This is a genomic window from Edaphobacter modestus, from assembly GCF_004217555.1.
Classification (GTDB): domain Bacteria; phylum Acidobacteriota; class Terriglobia; order Terriglobales; family Acidobacteriaceae; genus Edaphobacter; species Edaphobacter modestus.
This window is the reverse complement of the sequence record NZ_SHKW01000008.1, coordinates 38628-56523: the sequence shown is the minus strand read 5'-3', so window position 1 is coordinate 56523 and position 17896 is coordinate 38628. Positions and strand designations below refer to the sequence as shown.

The following is a 17896-nucleotide window of genomic DNA, read 5'->3' as shown; positions in this document are numbered from 1 at the left end:
AGCGTCACCGTCTGGCCGTACTGCGGATGATGGGGATAGTGAATCTTAGAGGTCAAAACATGCGCATTCTGTAGGTACTTCGCAAGCTCCCGATGCTACGCACGTCGCAGGGTTTCAAACATGGAAGTCCCTCGGACGATTCGTGCGGAAAGGGGAGAAGGGCATCCGTATCACAGCCCCGGTGATCTCCCGCAAAAAGGACTCTGAGACCAGCGAAGGTCCCCAGTTGGTAGATTCATCGAAGTCCGCAGAGCGCGTCCTGCGCGGTTTTCGCGTCGTTGATGTGTTTTCGAAAGAACAGACCGACGGCGACGAGCTACCGAGCACGGGCAGGGTCGAGGGCGAAGCAACTGAGTACCTGGACCGGCTGATCAAGTACGTGAGCCTCTGCGGAATTGCGCTCGAATACGTCGACAATATGGCTGCCGATGGCCTCTCCTATGGCGGCAGGATTGTGCTCAAGAGCGGCTTGCCGACTGCGGAAACCCTCTCCGTGCTCATCCATGAGGTAGCCCATGAAGAATTGCACAAGGGGGAGCGGCGAGCGGCGACGACGAAGGTTCTGCGAGAGACCGAAGCGGAGGCAGTTGCCTTCGTGGTTTGCAGCGCCCTTGGGCTCGAAACGAACAATGCAGCAGTCGACTATATCCAATTGTGGTCGGGAGATGCAGACCTTCTCATGGAAAGTCTCTCTCTGGTACAGCAGACCGCAACAGGAATCCTGGCCGCGATCCTCGACAAGCCTTCAGCACAAAACGAAGAAGCGCTTGAGCCAGCAAGCGAAGCTCTTGCGGCGTAAACGTACGTAATTACCGAATCAATCAGGAGAATAAAAAATGAAGATTACTCACCAGCTCTCGAATGATGGAAGTGTGTCCGGGCGAGCTATCCGCGTTCTCCTGATTGGTTCGGGAGGCAACGGCAGCACCGTCCTCTTCGGCCTTCCCTATCTTCACCACGCGTTAGTCGCATGGGGGAAGCCCGACGGGTTGGATGTGACGGTGATGGATGCAGATACCGTCTCGCCAACAAACTGTGTGCGTCAGCCATTCGGCGCCGCGGATATCGGGCAGAATAAGGCTACAACCCTCGTCAATCGGGTCAATATGTTTCACGGCTTCCAGTGGAAATCGCAGGAAGAGTTTTTTAGTAAGACGAAGGCATCGTCCCTCAGTTCGTATGACCGCACGATCGACCTTGTCATTAGCTGTGTGGATACCCGTTCGGCGCGGCTTGAAATGCACGAAGCCTTCAATAATGCCACCGGGCCATGGCGTTGCGTCAGGTATTGGTGCGACCTCGGAAACAACGCCAGCAATGGTCAGTTTGTCCTCGGCCAACCCCTCAATGCGATCAACCGCCGCTCCCGCGTTCGGCTCCGCACCGTGACCGAACTGTTCCCTTCTATTATGGACACCTCATTGGGGGAAGGTTCCCAGCCTAGCTGTTCGGCTGCGGATGCTTTGCAAAAACAGGAGCCATTCGTCAACAACGTCCTCGCCACAAGTGCGCTCGCAATGGTCACTCGACTCCTGCGTTACGGCACTCTCGATCATCATGGAGCGTTTTATAACGCCGCGACGGGTCGAACAGTGCCAATGCCGATTGACCCGGATATGTGGGAGAAACAATCACGCCGTCGGCGCCGTATGGGCAGGCGGCGTAATGTAACCGGTCTTGCATAAGGATATTTCTATGACCAGCAAACGCTTTTTGGTCTCGTCTTACCGTGGCACTGTTGCCGCGACCACGAACCTTTTCGATCAGTGGCTGGAGACGTACCAGCCCATCATCAACACCTTCCCGCAAGCTAACGGAGCATTTGACGGCAAGCTCTTTGAGACGTGGGGTACAGAAGTCGAAGAGGTACGCAACAAACCCGAGAATCTTGTCTGGTCCCTTATCGAAGGCGATGAGGAAACGTACATCACGCCGGGTTTCTGGCGCGTGAATCGCTTGGGCTATTTCATCTGCGCCGTGCCGTGGACAGAACCCAGACCTGAAGACATTGTCATAGGGGAGGCCGCGTAAGCGGGTGGCCCTAAATTACCAAAGTTTAAGTGCGCTCACTGCGCGTCGTAAAGTCAGGAGACAAAAGTGCCGATAAACTGGGAAACCACCGCTGAGGAAGTACACATCATTCGTCGAATCGCGCTCAAGTACGTCGAGCTTGTGAACAAACCACTGTGCGACCTTCGCTCAGCTGTAATGGATATTACAGCCGTACACGCCAACGGCTGTCCGCTCAGACTCGAAGAGATGGCTGAGGCTGCTGAAGCGAAGACCGGCGACTTCACCCATGACGCGATCGGAATCTACGTCCATCTGGAGAGGGAGACGGGCACGCTGAAGAACTTCTTCGTCCCTCGCTATGCCCAGACGGAACGGAAAGGGTCCTGACATGGAATGCTGATTCGCCAGTTTCCAAGCGTTCCATTGAAAAAATACTGACGTAGCCCCAAACCTCACCCTACTCCGATCTCGATGCGCCTTGATGGTGCAACGAGATCGGAAATTCTGTGCTGTACGGGATTCTCCCCTATCTGAATTCCGTCTTGCACAAGGAAATTTCTAATGATCTGCAGACGCTTTTTGGTCTCGTGTTTTCTTGGCCGTGGCAATACTAAGACAGTGCAATCAACCGTTATAGCTTGGACGGCCGCTGATTCAGCTATTGAATTCTGCAGGACACAGCAGTTAGGTGAACCTCAACTGCCTCTGCGTGAGGAGTGCTCAGAAAGTGACAGTGGCGTCTCTGTCGCAGTGTGGAGTGTGGAAGCCCCAAGCGAGGGATTGCGCATCTGGATACGCGAGCCGTTGACCTGACGCTCGTGAACTCGTCGGCTACTTTTGCGTCCAGGAACATGCCGGGCGCTTTTTCTTTGGAGACCAATGATATGGCTACGATCGTTGAATCGATAATTTACTGCCCTAAGTGTGACTCGCCGACGTGCTCGCAGTCATTTGATTGCGGCGATTCAAGCTACGTCGTCTCTTGTTCGGAGTGTGGCTACTTCGAGGATTCCTCAGAGCATACTCTTCAAACCAGTCCACTATCCTTCTCCGAACTTCCCGAGTCCGACGTTCCTGTCGCGGCTTAGAAAGAGTCCTAAAAAACACCAGAGGCTGTGCGATCGTGCATAGCCTCTTTTTTTGGGCCAGTGTGCCTGGAGGTTGTTATCTCTAAATCATCGAAAGTTTTTATAGAAAACGAGTTCATGCCCACGGAGTGGGATTCCGCAGAGAAGAAGCTCGCCTTCGCAAACCACCTGATCAATTTCATCGCCACCGACTTCCCGCGACAGAAGTTTACGAAGGGCTTCTACAACCGTCTCTCATGTGTATTTGGGATGATAGCCCACTACAATTTGGAGGGTTTCTACCAAGCGTTCTTTACCTGCACAGCGGCCAAGGTTCGCTTTCTTTCCTGCCTCCTGAACTGGCCGAACTATGGAGATCCCGCTTACACCTACTCGGATGTTGAAGCGGCTGTCCAGGAGAAGCTGCGTGAACTTGGCTTCTATGAGATGTACAGGTCTCGGCTCGGCAGGGAGACGGAACAGGCTGAACGTGCAGTCCTGGCACACCTGCAGGCAAAGTATGAGGGGTATATATCTGATACCCAACCCCCCTCCAAAATTGAAACCCCTTCAACCCGCCGCCCGGTAGTGTCTGTCGCAACCTTGGAACCTGTGCAAGCAGACAGTCAGTTTTCGCTTTTTGGATAGTCGATCATGTTGCACAAGTCCTTCATCAATCTGAAAGGAGTCGAAATTGGCTGATGATGTCTTTTACCGTGGCGAGCTGAACGTTACGCCGCCACTCACCAAACGCGATGCAAAGGTTCTGGGCGCAGTCATGAACCTTCAGCGAACTGCTCAGACTAAGGCTGTATTCAAGGCAATTGAGGGTTCACCTGATCCAGATCTTCCCTACTATGGCGGATTGCTCGAGGTCAGCGAAGATCGAAGCCGCCTCATCCCGGAGGAAGGAGAGAGCCGTCACGGACTCCGTCTCTGGCTCAGCCACCTGCTCAAGCACTTTTTTCGAACCACGGGGATACTCGTTGAATGGTGAGATCGAATGGGAGGGGTCGGAGGTTGATGATCGCGGCTGCATCTATGTCAAAGACAATCAGATGGATGATGTTTTCGACCTGATTATCTATCCCGGTCCAAGCTGGTCCCCTACTACCTTTGCCGACATACATCTGAAAGAAGTCATCAAACAACTTTTGGAGTCTGCGGATAGCACTGGTTGTTCTCCGGAGTTGACTGTTGTATCTGCAGTACATCTCGACACACTCAAGGCCATCCATGGCAGGCTCGACAGCTCTCAAGCGAAAGCCGCCGACGTAGCCGCCTAGCACCACTGCCATCGCCGTAAGGAAGGAGAGCCGCATCGTTCCACCGGCTCTCTGCCTTTATCCCACCTGAAAGGTCTCCCATGTCAACCGCCCCTGTTATTCCAGCGCCCGCACCTTCACCGTCCCTCGTCACGTCTGCCAGCAAGGCCAAAGCCACACCCGCCGTCTTTATGGAATTCGTCGCAACCCGGGATGAATTGCTTGCCGAACTCTCGGCCGCACAGGGCATCGTCTCCACGAAGACCACCATCCCCATCCTGTCGCACCTCCTGATTGAAGCCAATGACGGCTCAGTGTCGGTGTCAGCCACCAATCTGGACCAGGCCTTGCGCACGAAGTTCAACGCGATCGTGAAAAAGCCGGGCATCGCCACCGTGTCAGCGAGGAAGTTGTACGATTACATTCGACTTCTGCCAGCCGGAGACGTCAGCATCAAACTCCTCGATAACTCCTGGCTCCAGATTCGAGCAGGACGGTCGACGACGAAGATGGTCGGCATGCCACGTGACTCGTATCCACAGATGCAGTCACCGGCGGCCAACCTGAAGCCGGTTTCGCTTTCGGTCCAGCTCCTACGTTCGCTGATCGGCCGCACCGTCATCGCGGTATCTACGGAGGAGAGCCGGTACACTCTCAACGGTGCCCTACTGATTCTCGAGGCCAACAAGGTGGCGATGTGCGCAACAGACGGGCACAGACTCGCTATTGCCGCGAAGGATGAAGAAGTGCCCGGAGTGGAAACCGCACGCAAGCTGCTCATTCCATCGAAGGCGCTGCACGATCTAAATTCCCTGCTCGGCTCGACCAACGAGGATACAGTGCAGGTTTTCGAGGATGAGACTTCAATGTATTTCCGTATGGGCTCGCGGGACTATTCGACAAGGAAAATGTCCGGCCAGTTCCCAAACTATGCAGCTGTGATACCCACCAACAACAAGAACACAGTGATCGTCCCCACCGCTGACTTTGAGCGTTCACTGCGCCGAGTTTCGCAATTCGCAGATGAGAAATCAAATGGAATTAAGCTGAACCTCGGTGCCAACTCGCTCAAAATTAATTCATCCTCCACGGAGGCGGGAGAATCAGAAGACACCGTGGATGCGCCGTACGCCGCGGGTCCGATCACAATCAAGGTGAACTCGAGTTACGTTCTCGACTTTTGTAAGGTGGTTGGTGCTGGCGAGATCAAGATGAGCTTTAAGGACGGCCAGAGTGCAGCCCGGTTTGAGCCCGAGGTCGCCAACTCTGAGTTCACATCGTTCATCTACATCGTCATGCCCATGCGGTAGTAGATCCTACCGTACGACTATCTGTTGCGTTTGTAGTGAAAGCCCTCTGAAATGAGGGCTTTCTTCTTTGTCAGCTTGTTGCATTGATCTTGCACATCAATGTCGGCCATTTGGACACTCTGTTCACGGGGATTTTGGTAATGTACTGATTGCGGCAGAAGCCAATGTCAGCCACCACCGCCGTGAAGTCGTAGGTCCCGATTGGAAATCGGGTAATCAATATCGGCCATGCTAGGCTGCCTGCATGGTCGTTTACGCTCCGCCACAGTATCAACAAAGGACAATTGCCGTCCTCGCTCTTGCCAGCAAATCGTTTGATGAGATAGTGCATACATTGCCAAACGAATGGGCTGAAGACCACCGAACCGCCGCTTTCTGTGCGCTGCAATCCATCGGCGTCGAACATCTACGCGCAATCATTATGCTCTGCGAATCTGGCTTGGCGATCGGCAGCGCGATGGCTCTCTTCCGCCCGATGGCGGACGCCATCGCTAGAGCCGAATGGCTGTATCTCTGTGCTGACGTCCTAATTCTTGAGCAATTCTGGAATAAGGATTTCCGTTTCTCTGGCAAATACAAATTTGAGTACCTCGCGGCTGAAGTTGACAGGAAACTTGGAGGTACTGACCGACTGTCTCTCTACGGAGAGCACTACAGCAACTTCAGCGATTGGACCCACGGCGGCTATCATGCCACATCACTTCGCTTCTCGAAGGCAGGAGACATCGAACCCTCCTATTCCGACGGTCACATAAGGCGTCTCTTGGGCCACGCTGTCGCTTTCGTCCAGATGCATGTCTGGCATATGGCCGAAGTATTCGGCTACAGGGTGGAGTTCTCCGAAACAGCGCCGTGGATGGACGACGAAATACCAGACCAAAGCCGCTAAGGGGCCATCTCACGAATCATCTCAACATGCCGCTTCCGTTGATGAAGCGTTCGGTGCCCCCTGGCTGGAATCCCGACGTCGGGATTCCAGCCAGTTGCGTTATCAAGCCTGTCACACCTCGGGCATAACAGGCTTGCGCACCATGAGCTGCGATAGCTGGTACAAGCGACCACAGCGGGGGCACCTGGCACGATGCTTATCTGGTTCCGGGCGACGCCCACAGCAACAACGGTAGATGGTTTTAACACACGCAACCCAACGAATAGGCCGCAGGACATTCTTGCTTGGTAGTTTCCATATACCCAGCAACAGGAAGTCGGTTCTTCGGGTTACTGTGTTTTTTATTGCACGCCCTTGAGTCGGCAAGGCGATATCTGATTGAATCCACTGAGAAAAACCGCGTCGTTAAATAAAATACGCACCGATTCTGTTTTATGCACCTTTTCATGTAAACGTGTATAATGGCTCTATGAGAGCGAATGTCAATATCGACGCTGACGCTTACAGCTTCGCTTCCACTTATGCGAGCGCGAAGGGAATCCCGCTAGGAGCTGCGATTAGCGAACTGCTGAGGCGGGCTGAACAAGCGCCGGAGCCGCCATCTTCCATGCTGAAGACTAACCGGCTCGGCTTATTTGTGAAGGCAAAAACGAGCCAAGCAATCACCCCGGAGATGGTCAAGGAACTCTCGGAGGATGATCTTGACTAAGGCTCCCATTCATCTTTTGGATGTGAATGGGTTGATTGCTCTGCTCAACGAGTCCCACGTTCATAACGCTGCAATGACGGATTGGTTTGCCACGACCGGCTTGCAGTGGGCGCTCTGCCCGTTCACGGAAGCTGGACTCCTGCGGTTTATGACACGGCCCAAGACCGGCGATATGAGCATGGAAGAGGCTAACGCGATGCTGGCTCGCCTGAAAGAGCATCCGGGCTATCACTTTCAGCCGATCACTGATGACTGGCACACATTGACCGCGTCTTTTTCTAAGCGGCTGCACGGCCACAATCAAATAACGGATGCCTACCTCCTGGGCATGGCGATTAGCAAGGGTCTGATACTCGCCACCTTCGACCAAGCCATTTTGCATCTGGCCGGTGAGCACCGCCGACACGTCCTAATGCTGAAGGCTTAGAGAAGGTGCGGAAACGGGGACAAGAGCGGGAACGGGGGTATTACTTATCTTGCGGAAGCGTGACTCCTCCTAAACTCTGGCATGCTCGATCAACAAGGGAGATAAACTCCGTAGCGTCTGAGAAGTAGTTCCTGAATGCTATGCGCACATCATCACTTGTGTCGGCGCGGACTAGCACGATGTCCTTACCTGGGTTCTCCTGCTCAAGCGAGAAGAGCGCTTTCAATGCCTCAGGTGAGCGGCGATAAGTCTTCACTTGAAGCTGTTCCCCTTCCGAAAACATGAGAATAACGTTTTTCTCGCTGGATATATCATTGCTGGTGGTATTGAGGCCACGAAGGATCTTAAGCAATCCCAGCTCTTTGTCTAAAGCTACAAACCTCTCTATGAGTTCAAGGTTTGGCATATCTGGGAAACAGGAAGTGGTTTGCTCAGCGTTGCGTGCGATCAGCTCACTTGCATACGCCATGATCGTCTCGTAACGATAATCCCCCCGCTGGAATTTCGGTTGGCTGTGGGTGATGAAGCCTACCACTTCGACACATGTCGCCCATGCATGTTGAGCTGCGGTCCTATACTGAACCTCAAGCAAAAGGCCCTCGTATAACCTACCGTTTTCAGAGTTAACGTCGTACTCGTAGACATCATGGATGCCCCTATACCCAGTCGCTTTAGGACGCTTAATGTAGTTCCATTTGTCTACGGAATTGCGAAGTCGGTGCCTGAATTTTGCTTGATGTAGGTTGTCGCGGAAACGATACAGGCCGTCGAGGTCAGGGAAGATCAAGCGGCATCCCGCAACATCATCCATCCTCGCCAGTTCCATCGCCGGAAAACGTTGTAACTTATCGAAAATTGTTCGCTTTCGCTTATGCCTTTGCGCCACGACAATCTCAGTGCTCCGTGTCCGAGTTCGAAGTATGGCTTGAAAGGTATTCAGTACATTGCGATGGGCCGCTCGCCACGTATCAATGACCGCAAGATCCTCCGGGGATGGGGTTCCAGCGCGGACGGCGTCTCCTGCACGAGAGACGCGCGACTTCGATCCGCCGGGAAAGCTTTTTTTCGGCAGGGTTATCCCACTCTGAATCGGATATTGAGGCAAGGTCATGTTGAGAATTCTATTCGCGTCTCTCTACTGAACCGCACACCAAAAGTTGGAAACCGGGAAATAACCTCGCATAACTATGATTATGAGATGCTATTTCTCTTTCGATCGAGCTGTGGCGCCAACAGGATCAGCTCCGTCCGAAAGGAAGGAATTCTCTGCTGAAAGCAGCTTTGTACAGTGGCCAACATCGGTGCACAGTGGTCGACAGTGATGTCCAGGATCATGCATCTTTCCAAGGCTCCGGCGTGTTTATTCCTACCGAAAGGCGGCGTAAGTGGCCGTATACCTAAAGTTGCATCCTTTTTTGCACAGAACTGCTGTCTAATGGTTGTTGCTTTTTTCAACACAAAACTGCACCAACCTGGAGTGTGTGTGTCTTTGGGATTTACATATAAACAGCAGGAAATAAACGGGTTATCAAAAGGAATACGGGATGAGGGTTCGGAGCCGCAGCGTCAGCCGGTAGATGTATATAAGGATGACTCCCAAATGAGCGCCGCCGAGCTGGCTCTTCTAGAGAAAGTGAAGAGCGTATTTGTACGAAAGTTGAGGAATCAGTTCGGTCCTTGGCTCGAGAATTACAATTCAGTCCACGTCGAGGTGAGAGATCTCGCTGGTCAACGAATCGTATCTTTCTCGGTCAATAGTCCGGACAATAAAGGTGTGGTCGTCTTTCTCGATGAAGATCTGGCGCGAGCTAGGCGCACCGACGTCCACGCCAATCAGCTCCGTAGTTTGGATGTCGATTGGGCATCTCTCCTCCTTCCCTTTGGCCAGCGCTGGGGCAGCCTTAAGCTGCTAGTCAAGCGAACCGAACAGACCACTCTTCGATAGAGCCAAGGCCTTGCTCTGCCATCCCTAACAATCACCACCAACAATTTCAAAGTTGTCGACGCGCCCAGATTGTGTGGGCGCGCGTCTTTTCGTCTGGAGAAACCATGGCTAAGTTCCCACGCTGTGCTCTCTGTGTTTCCGTTGGCGTTCCTTCACTACACCCCTGGGAGGCAAGCAGTGAGCCGTCGTGCATTGAATCTCTCGGAAACAGGAGACGAATCCTGTAACTTTTGTGGAGAGCTAGTTCGGGTTGAGGTGCTTGATTACTTTGCCGAAGATCGCAGCTTTACTCTGGACACCTGCTGCGGGGAGCTGCACGAGTTTGCGGTCACGCATCTTCCGAATCTCAGCCGCAAGGAATTCGCCACCTGGTTCGAGTCTTCCTGTGGAGTTGGAGTGCGCCAGATCATCACGCAGGAGACACCAACCTGGTGCGTCGATACCGGCTTGAGCTTCTGCCCCGTTACGTGGCAGGAAGCGAAGGCCTTTGTCTCTCAGCACCATCGGAACAACGCCGCTCCCCAGGGATGGAAGTTCGGTCACGGCCTCCGCTCGTGCGGCGAGCTGGTTGCTGTCGTCACGGCCGGAAGACCCGTTGCCCCGAACATTGACCATCGCAAGGTGATCGAAGTCACTCGCCTATGCGTGAAAGACCTATTTCCACGAAAACTCGGATGGAACGCCTGCACCATGCTTTATGGATGGGTATTCCGCGAGGCCGAGCGGAAGGGATACCAAAAGGTCGTCACCTACACGCATCTCCACGAATCTGGCGTCAGCCTGCGCGCCGCAGGTTTCTTCGAGGATGGCCTCACTGCTGGAGGTAGCTGGCATCGTGCCAACCGGCCACGGCCGAACGCACCCGAACCGAGCAAAAAGCGGCGATGGATTCGCGATCTCATCAAATCCGATGCTGCCCCACCACGACAGTTGGCGCTATTTCCAAAGCTTCAGAAGGAATGTAGCGATACTTACCTGGAACGACTTGCATCTTGAGGCGACTCCATCTCCAACAACGAATTAGACGGCGTGCTTATTCGACCATCTATCCGATTCGCGCGACGTTACGCGACAAGTCCACGCGGTGGTAGGCACGCGGGTAGTAACTGCAGAAACAATCGAAAAAGGAGGTCCCCCGCATGGGGGCCTTCAGGAAACCCAACGTTGAGAATGATCAGTAACTAACGCGAGTGTTTTCAGTGCATGCAAAAACGTGCGCATCCACTGCCTGAATGATTACTTTTGTACCGTTGGTTCCGTTCTGGGAATTGAAGTAGATCATTCAATTCGTTATTACCCGAATGTTGACATAGTTCGCCTTGACAGTCGCTATTCTTTGGGCTGACCAACCAAAATTCAATTCTGGTTGTATTGGAACGATTCGGCAGACCTCACAGTCGAAATCTCCTTCTGCCAGAAACCTCGTTTACACACCGCATTTTGTTATCGGTGTCGTTTTTAGGGAGAGCCAGTACTCAATGAATCATACCCGTTGGTGTAAGAGAGTTACCTTTGCGATCGCAGCCATCTTCATAGTTTTGACAGCCCTGCCCGCCACTGCCCAGACGTCCGGTGTGGGCAACATCAGCGGTACCATCACCGACACAACAGGGGCCACTGTCAGCAACGCGTCGGTCGTCGTCACCAATACCGATACCGGTATCACCCGTGCCTACACCACCAGCGCTGACGGCTCCTTCGCTGCTCCCTTCCTGCAATCCGGCCACTATGAGGTGACTGTCGGAGGCAGTTCTTATGCGAAGGTCGTCCGCAAAAATCTCACCCTCACGGTCGGCCAGACCCTGAGCGTCGACGTGGCGCTGCCCGTAGGCTCGGTCAGCTCTGAAATCGTCGTCAACGCCGAGTCTCCGCTGATCGATACCGAGAAGACCGAGGTCTCCCAGACCATCGGCGAGAAGCTGATCTCCAATGTGCCCGTTAACAGCCGCAACTGGAGCGCCTTTGTCCTCTTGACTCCCAACGTCGTTCAGGACGGCGGTACGGGCCTGGTCAGCTTCCACGGCATCAGCGGTCTCTACAACCAGAACTATGTGGACGGCGGCAACAACAACCAGATGCTCTTCTCCGAAGCGCGGGGCCGTTCTTCGGGTGCTCCCTACGTCTATTCGCTCGACTCGATCAAGGAGTTCCAGGCCCAGGTCTCCAATTACTCGGTTGAGTTTGGTCAGGCCGTCGGCGGACAGGTTAATGCCATCACCAAGTCGGGCACCGATTCGATCCATGGCGACCTGTTCTACAGCCTGCGCTACCCCACCCTAAATGCCCTCGACCCCTTCAATAAATTCTCGGCGCTGCACAACGGTGGTAATCCCTTCCTGCTCACTCAGCCCATCCATCAGCAACAGCAGTTCGGAGGCAGCGTAGGCGGGCCTATCATCAAGCATCGGCTCTTCTACTTCTTCACCTACGATGGCTTCCGCCGTGTTGGCCGCGCTCTCTACGCCAACACCAACTACATTTCTCTCTCCCCCTCAGCGACGACGCCGCCGCCGGCGGGAACCAATCCCACTGCGCTCATCACGCCCACGCAGTGCCCCAATACCATTACCAGCGCTCAGTGCGTCAGCGCCATCAACTTCCTGCTGCAGACATCCGGAGCCACCTCCGCTCCTCCCTCACGCTTCAGCAAACAGAACATCTTCTTCCCGCGCATCGATTGGCACATCAACAGTAAAAATGATGCCTTCGTGAACTACAACTTCGCTAACTTCGACAGCACGTACGGCTACAACTCCGCTCCCACCTTCACGAACAGCTCGCCCACCACCAATGGTCCCACCAGCTATCACGAGCGCTTTTTGATTGCCGGCCTCACGACCCAGCTCTCCGGTTCGTCGATCAATCAAGTTCACTTTCAGTACGGTCGCGATCTCGAGACTGCAGGCGCCAACGCCTCAGGACCCAGCATTTCCATGGGTGCCGTAACCTACGGTATGCCCAACGCTCTTCCCCGTATCGCCGAGCCTGACGAGCACCGCACCCAGATAACGGACGTCTTCTCCACGATTCATGGGCGTCACTCGTTCAAGTTCGGAGGCGACGTCAACCTCGTCCACGAGGTGATGATCAACCTCTTCCAAGGTGGCGGTGTCTACAATTACAGCGGTGCTAACACCACAATCAACTTCCAGAACTGGGCGCAGGACTCCTTCCGTGGCCAGTCTGGCGATACGGATCCGAGCGCAGGGTACCATTACACCAGCTTCGTCCAGACCGTCGATCAGCTGAACACTGGCAACCGCGCCGGAGCCGATGATTTCTGGATGAAGATGTTCGATGGCTTCGCCGAAGACTCCTGGAAGGTCCGCTCGAACCTCACCGTTAATTTAGGTGTGCGTTACGACTTACAACTCACTCCTGCCCCCATCAAAAACAACACTAACTTCGCGCCGCTATCGACGCAGTACAGCAGCACCATCAAGAATGTTGCTAACCGCGTTCAGCCGCGTATCGGTTTCAGTTGGGGGCCTTACGCCGGCACGGTGGTCCGTGGTGGTTACGGTCTCTTCTCCGGTCTCAACCAGGGCAGCACCTACTACGCTATGCGCGTGGAGAACGGTGTCGTCCAGGTCAACTACAACTACACTGGTTGCACGGCACCCTCAAACGCGCCCACGACCTGCACCTCTACTCCAACAGCCGGTTTGACCTTCCCAAACGTTCCCTTCCAGCCCACCGGCCCATCTCTCTCCGGCGCCCTCTTTCCCTCGGGCGGCACGGCTCCGGCGATCTCCGGTCCTAGCAATCTTGGCACGCAGAGCTTCCACGGCCTCGATCCCAACTTCGTACCGCCGCTGGCTCATGAAGCTGAACTAAGCATTGAACAGGCTCTGCCGGGGCACATCTCGTTCTCGGTCGGTTATGTTGGTTCACGCGCCACGCGTCTCCCAGTCTTCCTTGATGCCAATCTCATCGGCCAGACGCCGCATGGCGTTCGCAGCTACAACATCCTCGATAAGAGTGGCAACGTAGTCAATCAGCTCACCGTACCCGTCTACCTCGTCTCGGATCGAAGAGACGCGAGGCTCCAGTCCTACAACACCGGCTTCAGTGCGGCCAACTCCTGGTATAACTCCATGGCAGTCACGGTTCGCCGTCCTTTCAAGAATGGCCTCGAGTTACTGATGAACTACACGTGGGCCAAAGCGACGGATACCGATCAGGTTCAGGGCGCATTCGGTACCTTCTACGGAGGCAACGCCGTCCTCGATCCCAACAATGTCCGTGGAGAGAATGGCCAGTCCGACATCGACCTGCGCAATCGCTTTGTGCTCAGCTTTGTCTACCAGCCGCAGCTCTTCAAAGAAAACAAATGGGCCCGGAGCATCGTTGATGGATTCATCGTCTCTGGAACCGAAATCGCGTCAGCAGGCCAGCCCATTGTGGCAAGCATGAGCGGTACGGTCTTCAACGGAGCCGGTTCTTCCTCCAGCAACCCGACCAACATAGGCGCGGGAGGCAACATCTACGGTGGCGCCATGAGTTCCAGTTCGGGAGCTGCAACTACCGGTCGTCCTCCGCAGATCGGTCGCAATAGCCAGGTCGGTCCAGGATTCAACAACGTTGACTTCCGCATCGCCCGCGATCTGCCCATCCACGAGAACATTCACATGCAGTTCTCTGGCGAAGCCTTCAATCTTTTCAACCACAAGATTGCGACCAACGTAGCTTCCACCTACTCAACCTACACCCCAACCAATAGCACTACATGCAAGGGCTCCGCACCGGCAGGTTCCGTACTGCAAGGCTGCATCAGCCCATTCACTGGCTCCGGAACAACTGCATTCGGTGCTGTTACGGGTACCAATAACACCCTCTACGGCCCACGCCAGCTGCAGGTATCCGCCAAACTGTTCTTCTAACAGTCACCGGCAATTTATTAAATGGCAAGGCAGCTACGGGTAACAACCTGTAGCTGCCTTTAGCTTTTGCTGTAGTGATCGAAACATTGATTCTTGCACTGCGCCTGCCCTCTTAATAAGGGTGGGCGGTTTCTTTTTAAACCAGTGCAGCGTTTCGTATCGAACGCTCCATCCCGCCAAAGAATCCCAACAAAATCGGAGAAAGCTCGTGTCATTTACCACCCCTTACCCAAACGTTGGTCCTCCAATGAGCTATGAGGCAATCGAAAAGCGATACCGCCATCTTCTTCGTGCCATGCGTTGGGCAGCGATTCTAAGCGTCACTGAGTCGGTTGACTGCGTTCGCGCGCTACAGGATCGCAGACTTTCCGGTGAGGCAGTCAACCACTTTGGCGGCCCTCTTGCTGTTCTTGGCGCCGCCATCCGGTGCCGTCACCTACTTCGTGCGCGCTGAGCCACGATCCCATCGCAGGAGAGCATTCTCAAATGAGCACGAGCAAAGAATTGGCCGAAAGGCAGAGGAAGTATGACCTTCTTCATCACAAAATGCGCCTCCAGTGGCTCAAAGGAAAGCCGCGTCTGGATTCGCTTGAGCGAACGCTCCTTGAACAAAGCGAGCGCTTCGTAGCAGATGGCCCAGAGTCACGCCTCATGTTCAGTGTGGACATATCAGACAAGGACTATCTTCAAGCCCTCGACGAATTTGAAGCGACCGGGCAAATTCCGCCCTCACACACGGCGGAAGAGTAAGCAGCGTAACCACCATCCGAACGGAGAGTAATTTATGCCAACCACGGCGAGAGTCACCAAGATCGTTCGAGCTTCCGGCGTTCACTTCGTCGCAGATCTCTACAACGGCATGATGCGTGTCGGGATCCACAACAAGCAAAGCCTCGACCTCCCCGCGTTCAAAGTTCCGTTCTGGCTCAATGATGCGGAATTTGAGGCGTTCGTTCTGGATATGTTCGATCAGAGTCCAGATGTCATCATTCGCCTGAGGGTATTTATTGGGGTGTTTCCTGGCGCTCTGGTATTCGCCGATCGTGAACGGGAGGAGCACGGAGACTACAAGAGGCTTGCTTCCCTGCCGTATCACACTCTGGAACTTGAATGGGGCAAAGACGTGCCTCCGGACATTCGGGAGTGGATCACTCGTGCGGCGGCACACTACCAGGCTAAACGCGGCGACGCGTTTCAGATATCACAATGCGGACAGACCGTGCGACTGGGGGGTTGAGTTGCCGGAATCTAATGAGGAGATGAAGCACATGCCGCCTGAAAATGCCCCACAGACTCCAAAGCTGCACCAGCAACTCTATGGAATCAAAGCAGTGGAAATTGACCATGCGAGTGGGATTGCATTCGCGTGGCACGGTGGCGGAGAGGTTGTCGCAATCAGTTGTTCTGATGGCAGAATCGCGAAACGCTATTCGCTGCAAACTCTCGGAGTCGAGTGGAGCCTGGACGAATCCTCTCTCACAGCCAGTGTCAAAGAGGCCCTCCACGTCCTGGCAGCGAGCGCTTCGTCGATTGCGCTCGGCGGTTCGCCCCGGATCTCGTAGGGCTCGGATTTCACCGATAATCCTATTATTCTGCCTAACAGGACGAATAATACAAGGTTAAACATGGCAAAACTGAATTTTCTTCAGCGGCTTCGGAGCTTTCAATCATTCAAACAAAAGCTTGTCGAGGTAATAGAGCCATCAACCTCTCAACCTTTTCCCGAAGTCGTGGAGCTCACGTATCATCACTGCGTCTGGAAGATAGAAGCAGAGCAGGAAGCTTTCATGATAGTTAGGCGAACCCCATTCAATAATGAGAGTCGCTTCGTGGTCATCGTCGACGGGGAAAAGTTTTATAAACTGTGGCGATCCACTCCAGAGACGAGCTGTGCCCCTCGCATCCAAATGCCACTAGATTACAGATATGCGCATGCCGTGGAAGGCTTCTCAGCGGGTCTCAAAAACCCTGTCCCGCTTGCTGAGGTGAATTTCTCTCCGAGTCACGGTAAGAAAGGCGTTTCCTTCACCAATGGGACCACCAGGACACTTTGGCTCTTGGCTCATCGGGCAAAAGCATTTCCGATCTTGCTGGGAAGTGAAAGCAGTTCTCAAGAACTCCATAGGCTCGCTGGCACCTCATCTCCACCAATTACCGTTGCATCACTTCTGCCCGAAGATTGGTGAAATTGTGAGAGAAAGATGCAGTAGCTTGTTCCTGCGCGCAACTTTCATTGAATGAATCCGTTTGAGCAGACACGAGCCTGTTAGTCTTTTGCGCATGGACCTAACAACAATCCTTAGTCAAATTGATGCTCAGATCACCGCTCTTCAGCAGGCAAAGACGCTCCTAACCGATGCCTCCACATCCAGAAAAGTAGGCCGTCCAGCGAAGGCCACTTCGCCTGTTGCAAACCCGACAAGGATGCCCCTCAGTGCTGAAGCCAAGGCACGTATTGTAGCTGCACAGAAAAAGCGCTGGGCGAAGGCGAAGAAGGCTACTCCAGCGAAAACTGTGTCCGCGAAGACAGCATGAATCCCTTACAGATCGGCTTGTCGGACTCATGCGAAACGATGAGGCAGCGTTCCCTAAACAGGGTTCGGGAGTTGCCAAAAATACGACGTTGCCGGCGTTGCGGAATTTCGGTCCCCCTCACGGCGCCGAATCGGAGTCTCTGCCGTAAGGCACTAATTGGGAGCTACAATGTGCCTAGTTCAGGTCGGGCATCCCTCCTGTTGGGGGTATAACGGAAACGCTCCACGTGGCTGATGAATTTCGTTGAGTATCTTCGATTGAGGCACCCGACGAACTGGAGGGCTTAATGGGAGACAAAGCGGTAGTCAGCATAAAGCAGGAAACAGACGGAAATGGCCCAAATCTCTGTATAAACCTGCATGCCCACTGGAAAGGCCCCCATGTGGCGATCGATCTCAGGGAAGGGCTCAACCGTGGGAGATGGGATCAGACAGGATTCCTTGCCAAAAACATCCTCTGCGAAATAGTGCGCGGGTTTGAAGATGACGATTGCCGTCACGGAATCTCCGCGTCGGTATGGACATGCAGTGAAGATGCTGAATTCGACCTTGACCGGCCCTTGATTATGGTTGATCCGGCAGCACAGACGGTGACTATACAAGGCCACCCCTCGATTCCCTTTCCGGAGTACATCGAACTGTCAGACGAGAAGCTGTTGACACTCATGGGCGGATGTTTAGATGGTCCCGACTGTCCGGCATGCGCGAGCCGACGGGAATTTTATGCGCAGTATCCGTTCAAAGAAGACGTAGGTGTATTTCACAAACCGCCGTTTGAGAAGCTGATTAATCCGGCAAGGCGAATCAGGGAGGATCTTATTGAAGGTGAGGATTCAGAGGATGCACCTTAAATT

The 17896-nt window shown here is 54.0% G+C and carries 21 protein-coding genes; 19 read left to right on the top strand and 2 right to left on the bottom strand.

Translation table 11 applies throughout. The annotated features are described in order from the left end of the window. Positions 1-142 precede the first annotated feature (142 nt). From BDD14_RS30750 to dnaN, 8 genes are all read left to right on the top strand, one after another. Positions 143-799: a DUF1738 domain-containing protein gene (locus tag BDD14_RS30750; RefSeq protein ID WP_130425342.1), complete on the top strand. Its 657-nt coding sequence runs from the start codon at positions 143-145 to the stop codon at positions 797-799. A 37-nt stretch (positions 800-836) separates the two neighbouring features. Beyond that, positions 837-1685, top strand: a complete 849-nt coding sequence (locus tag BDD14_RS30745) for a PRTRC system ThiF family protein (RefSeq protein ID WP_130425340.1) — start codon at positions 837-839, stop codon at positions 1683-1685. A 10-nt stretch (positions 1686-1695) separates the two neighbouring features. Next, positions 1696-2031, top strand: coding sequence for a hypothetical protein (locus tag BDD14_RS33555; RefSeq protein ID WP_242618409.1), 336 nt, complete (start codon positions 1696-1698; stop codon positions 2029-2031). Positions 2032-2097: 66 nt separating this feature from the next. After that, a complete protein-coding gene (locus BDD14_RS30735; RefSeq protein WP_130425338.1) occupies positions 2098-2400 on the top strand; it encodes a DUF6874 family protein in 303 nt (100 codons plus the stop codon). A gap of 818 nt (positions 2401-3218) precedes the next feature. Continuing rightward, on the top strand, positions 3219-3728 hold the full coding sequence (locus BDD14_RS30730; RefSeq protein ID WP_130425336.1) for a hypothetical protein: 510 nt from the start codon (positions 3219-3221) through the stop codon (positions 3726-3728). Positions 3729-3774: 46 nt separating this feature from the next. Continuing rightward, complete coding sequence (locus BDD14_RS30725; RefSeq protein ID WP_130425334.1) at positions 3775-4077, top strand: hypothetical protein; 303 nt, start codon at positions 3775-3777, stop codon at positions 4075-4077. Next, entirely contained in the window at positions 4067-4366 is a 300-nt protein-coding gene (locus BDD14_RS30720) for a hypothetical protein (RefSeq protein WP_130425332.1), read from the top strand. The genes BDD14_RS30725 and BDD14_RS30720 overlap by 11 nt, the downstream gene beginning before the upstream one ends. An 80-nt stretch (positions 4367-4446) precedes the next feature. Continuing rightward, positions 4447-5655 carry a DNA polymerase III subunit beta gene (gene dnaN, locus BDD14_RS30715; protein ID WP_242618408.1) on the top strand — a complete coding sequence of 403 codons (1209 nt, stop codon included), beginning with the start codon at positions 4447-4449 and terminating at the stop codon, positions 5653-5655. A gap of 70 nt (positions 5656-5725) precedes the next feature. Here the strand turns inward: dnaN and BDD14_RS32685 are convergent, their stop codons facing one another. Then, positions 5726-6061 carry a hypothetical protein gene (locus BDD14_RS32685; protein WP_130425330.1) on the bottom strand — a complete coding sequence of 112 codons (336 nt, stop codon included), beginning with the start codon at positions 6059-6061 and terminating at the stop codon, positions 5726-5728. Positions 6062-6076: 15 nt separating this feature from the next. Between BDD14_RS32685 and BDD14_RS30705 the strand changes: the two genes are divergently transcribed. From BDD14_RS30705 to BDD14_RS30695, 3 genes are all read left to right on the top strand, one after another. Continuing rightward, complete coding sequence (locus tag BDD14_RS30705) at positions 6077-6544, top strand: hypothetical protein (protein ID WP_130425328.1); 468 nt, start codon at positions 6077-6079, stop codon at positions 6542-6544. Positions 6545-7013: 469 nt separating this feature from the next. Beyond that, a complete protein-coding gene (locus tag BDD14_RS30700; RefSeq protein WP_130425326.1) occupies positions 7014-7253 on the top strand; it encodes a hypothetical protein in 240 nt (79 codons plus the stop codon). Further along, complete coding sequence (locus tag BDD14_RS30695) at positions 7246-7680, top strand: TA system VapC family ribonuclease toxin (RefSeq protein WP_165420449.1); 435 nt, start codon at positions 7246-7248, stop codon at positions 7678-7680. The genes BDD14_RS30700 and BDD14_RS30695 overlap by 8 nt, the downstream gene beginning before the upstream one ends. 40 nt (positions 7681-7720) lie before the next feature. Here BDD14_RS30695 and BDD14_RS30690 read toward each other — a convergent pair whose 3' ends face one another. Then, positions 7721-8791, bottom strand: a complete 1071-nt coding sequence (locus BDD14_RS30690; RefSeq protein ID WP_130425322.1) for a RelA/SpoT domain-containing protein — start codon at positions 8789-8791, stop codon at positions 7721-7723. 177 nt (positions 8792-8968) lie between these two features. Between BDD14_RS30690 and BDD14_RS30685 the strand changes: the two genes are divergently transcribed. From BDD14_RS30685 to BDD14_RS30645, 8 genes are all read left to right on the top strand, one after another. Next, the gene (locus BDD14_RS30685) at positions 8969-9625 is read left to right on the top strand and encodes a hypothetical protein (protein ID WP_130425320.1); all 657 of its coding nucleotides are present in this window, start codon (positions 8969-8971) and stop codon (positions 9623-9625) included. 177 nt (positions 9626-9802) lie between these two features. Then, entirely contained in the window at positions 9803-10621 is an 819-nt protein-coding gene (locus BDD14_RS30680) for an XF1762 family protein (protein ID WP_130425318.1), read from the top strand. Between the two features lie 482 nt (positions 10622-11103). Next, positions 11104-14508: a TonB-dependent receptor gene (locus BDD14_RS30675; protein ID WP_130425316.1), complete on the top strand. Its 3405-nt coding sequence runs from the start codon at positions 11104-11106 to the stop codon at positions 14506-14508. Positions 14509-14994: 486 nt separating this feature from the next. After that, positions 14995-15258 (top strand): hypothetical protein, encoded by a 264-nt coding sequence (locus BDD14_RS30670; RefSeq protein WP_130425314.1) that lies wholly within the window; start codon positions 14995-14997, stop codon positions 15256-15258. Positions 15259-15292: 34 nt separating this feature from the next. Further along, entirely contained in the window at positions 15293-15745 is a 453-nt protein-coding gene (locus tag BDD14_RS30665; protein ID WP_130425312.1) for a hypothetical protein, read from the top strand. Between the two features lie 31 nt (positions 15746-15776). Beyond that, positions 15777-16070 (top strand): hypothetical protein, encoded by a 294-nt coding sequence (locus tag BDD14_RS30660; protein WP_165420448.1) that lies wholly within the window; start codon positions 15777-15779, stop codon positions 16068-16070. A gap of 63 nt (positions 16071-16133) precedes the next feature. Then, on the top strand, positions 16134-16694 hold the full coding sequence (locus tag BDD14_RS30655; RefSeq protein ID WP_130425308.1) for a plasmid fertility inhibition factor family protein: 561 nt from the start codon (positions 16134-16136) through the stop codon (positions 16692-16694). 635 nt (positions 16695-17329) lie between these two features. After that, the gene (locus tag BDD14_RS30645) at positions 17330-17893 is read left to right on the top strand and encodes a hypothetical protein (RefSeq protein ID WP_130425306.1); all 564 of its coding nucleotides are present in this window, start codon (positions 17330-17332) and stop codon (positions 17891-17893) included. The last annotated feature ends 3 nt before the right edge of the window (positions 17894-17896 follow it).

Excerpts from the sequence above, each read along its gene's own strand:
- BDD14_RS30665 (WP_130425312.1), top strand. The coding sequence starts at position 15,293 with ATGCCAACCACGGCGAGAGTCACCAAGATCGTTCGAGCTTCCGGCGTT.
- BDD14_RS30645 (WP_130425306.1), top strand. The coding sequence starts at position 17,330 with ATGGGAGACAAAGCGGTAGTCAGCATAAAGCAGGAAACAGACGGAAAT.
- dnaN (WP_242618408.1), top strand. The coding sequence starts at position 4,447 with ATGTCAACCGCCCCTGTTATTCCAGCGCCCGCACCTTCACCGTCCCTC.
- BDD14_RS30730 (WP_130425336.1), top strand. The coding sequence starts at position 3,219 with ATGCCCACGGAGTGGGATTCCGCAGAGAAGAAGCTCGCCTTCGCAAAC.
- BDD14_RS30670 (WP_130425314.1), top strand. The coding sequence starts at position 14,995 with ATGAGCACGAGCAAAGAATTGGCCGAAAGGCAGAGGAAGTATGACCTT.
- BDD14_RS33555 (WP_242618409.1), top strand. The coding sequence starts at position 1,696 with ATGACCAGCAAACGCTTTTTGGTCTCGTCTTACCGTGGCACTGTTGCC.
- BDD14_RS30675 (WP_130425316.1), top strand. The coding sequence starts at position 11,104 with ATGAATCATACCCGTTGGTGTAAGAGAGTTACCTTTGCGATCGCAGCC.
- BDD14_RS30690 (WP_130425322.1), bottom strand. The coding sequence starts at position 8,791 with ATGACCTTGCCTCAATATCCGATTCAGAGTGGGATAACCCTGCCGAAA.
- BDD14_RS30660 (WP_165420448.1), top strand. The coding sequence starts at position 15,777 with ATGCCGCCTGAAAATGCCCCACAGACTCCAAAGCTGCACCAGCAACTC.
- BDD14_RS30705 (WP_130425328.1), top strand. The coding sequence starts at position 6,077 with ATGCTCTGCGAATCTGGCTTGGCGATCGGCAGCGCGATGGCTCTCTTC.
- BDD14_RS30745 (WP_130425340.1), top strand. The coding sequence starts at position 837 with ATGAAGATTACTCACCAGCTCTCGAATGATGGAAGTGTGTCCGGGCGA.
- BDD14_RS30655 (WP_130425308.1), top strand. The coding sequence starts at position 16,134 with ATGGCAAAACTGAATTTTCTTCAGCGGCTTCGGAGCTTTCAATCATTC.
- BDD14_RS30700 (WP_130425326.1), top strand. The coding sequence starts at position 7,014 with ATGAGAGCGAATGTCAATATCGACGCTGACGCTTACAGCTTCGCTTCC.
- BDD14_RS32685 (WP_130425330.1), bottom strand. The coding sequence starts at position 6,061 with ATGTTCGACGCCGATGGATTGCAGCGCACAGAAAGCGGCGGTTCGGTG.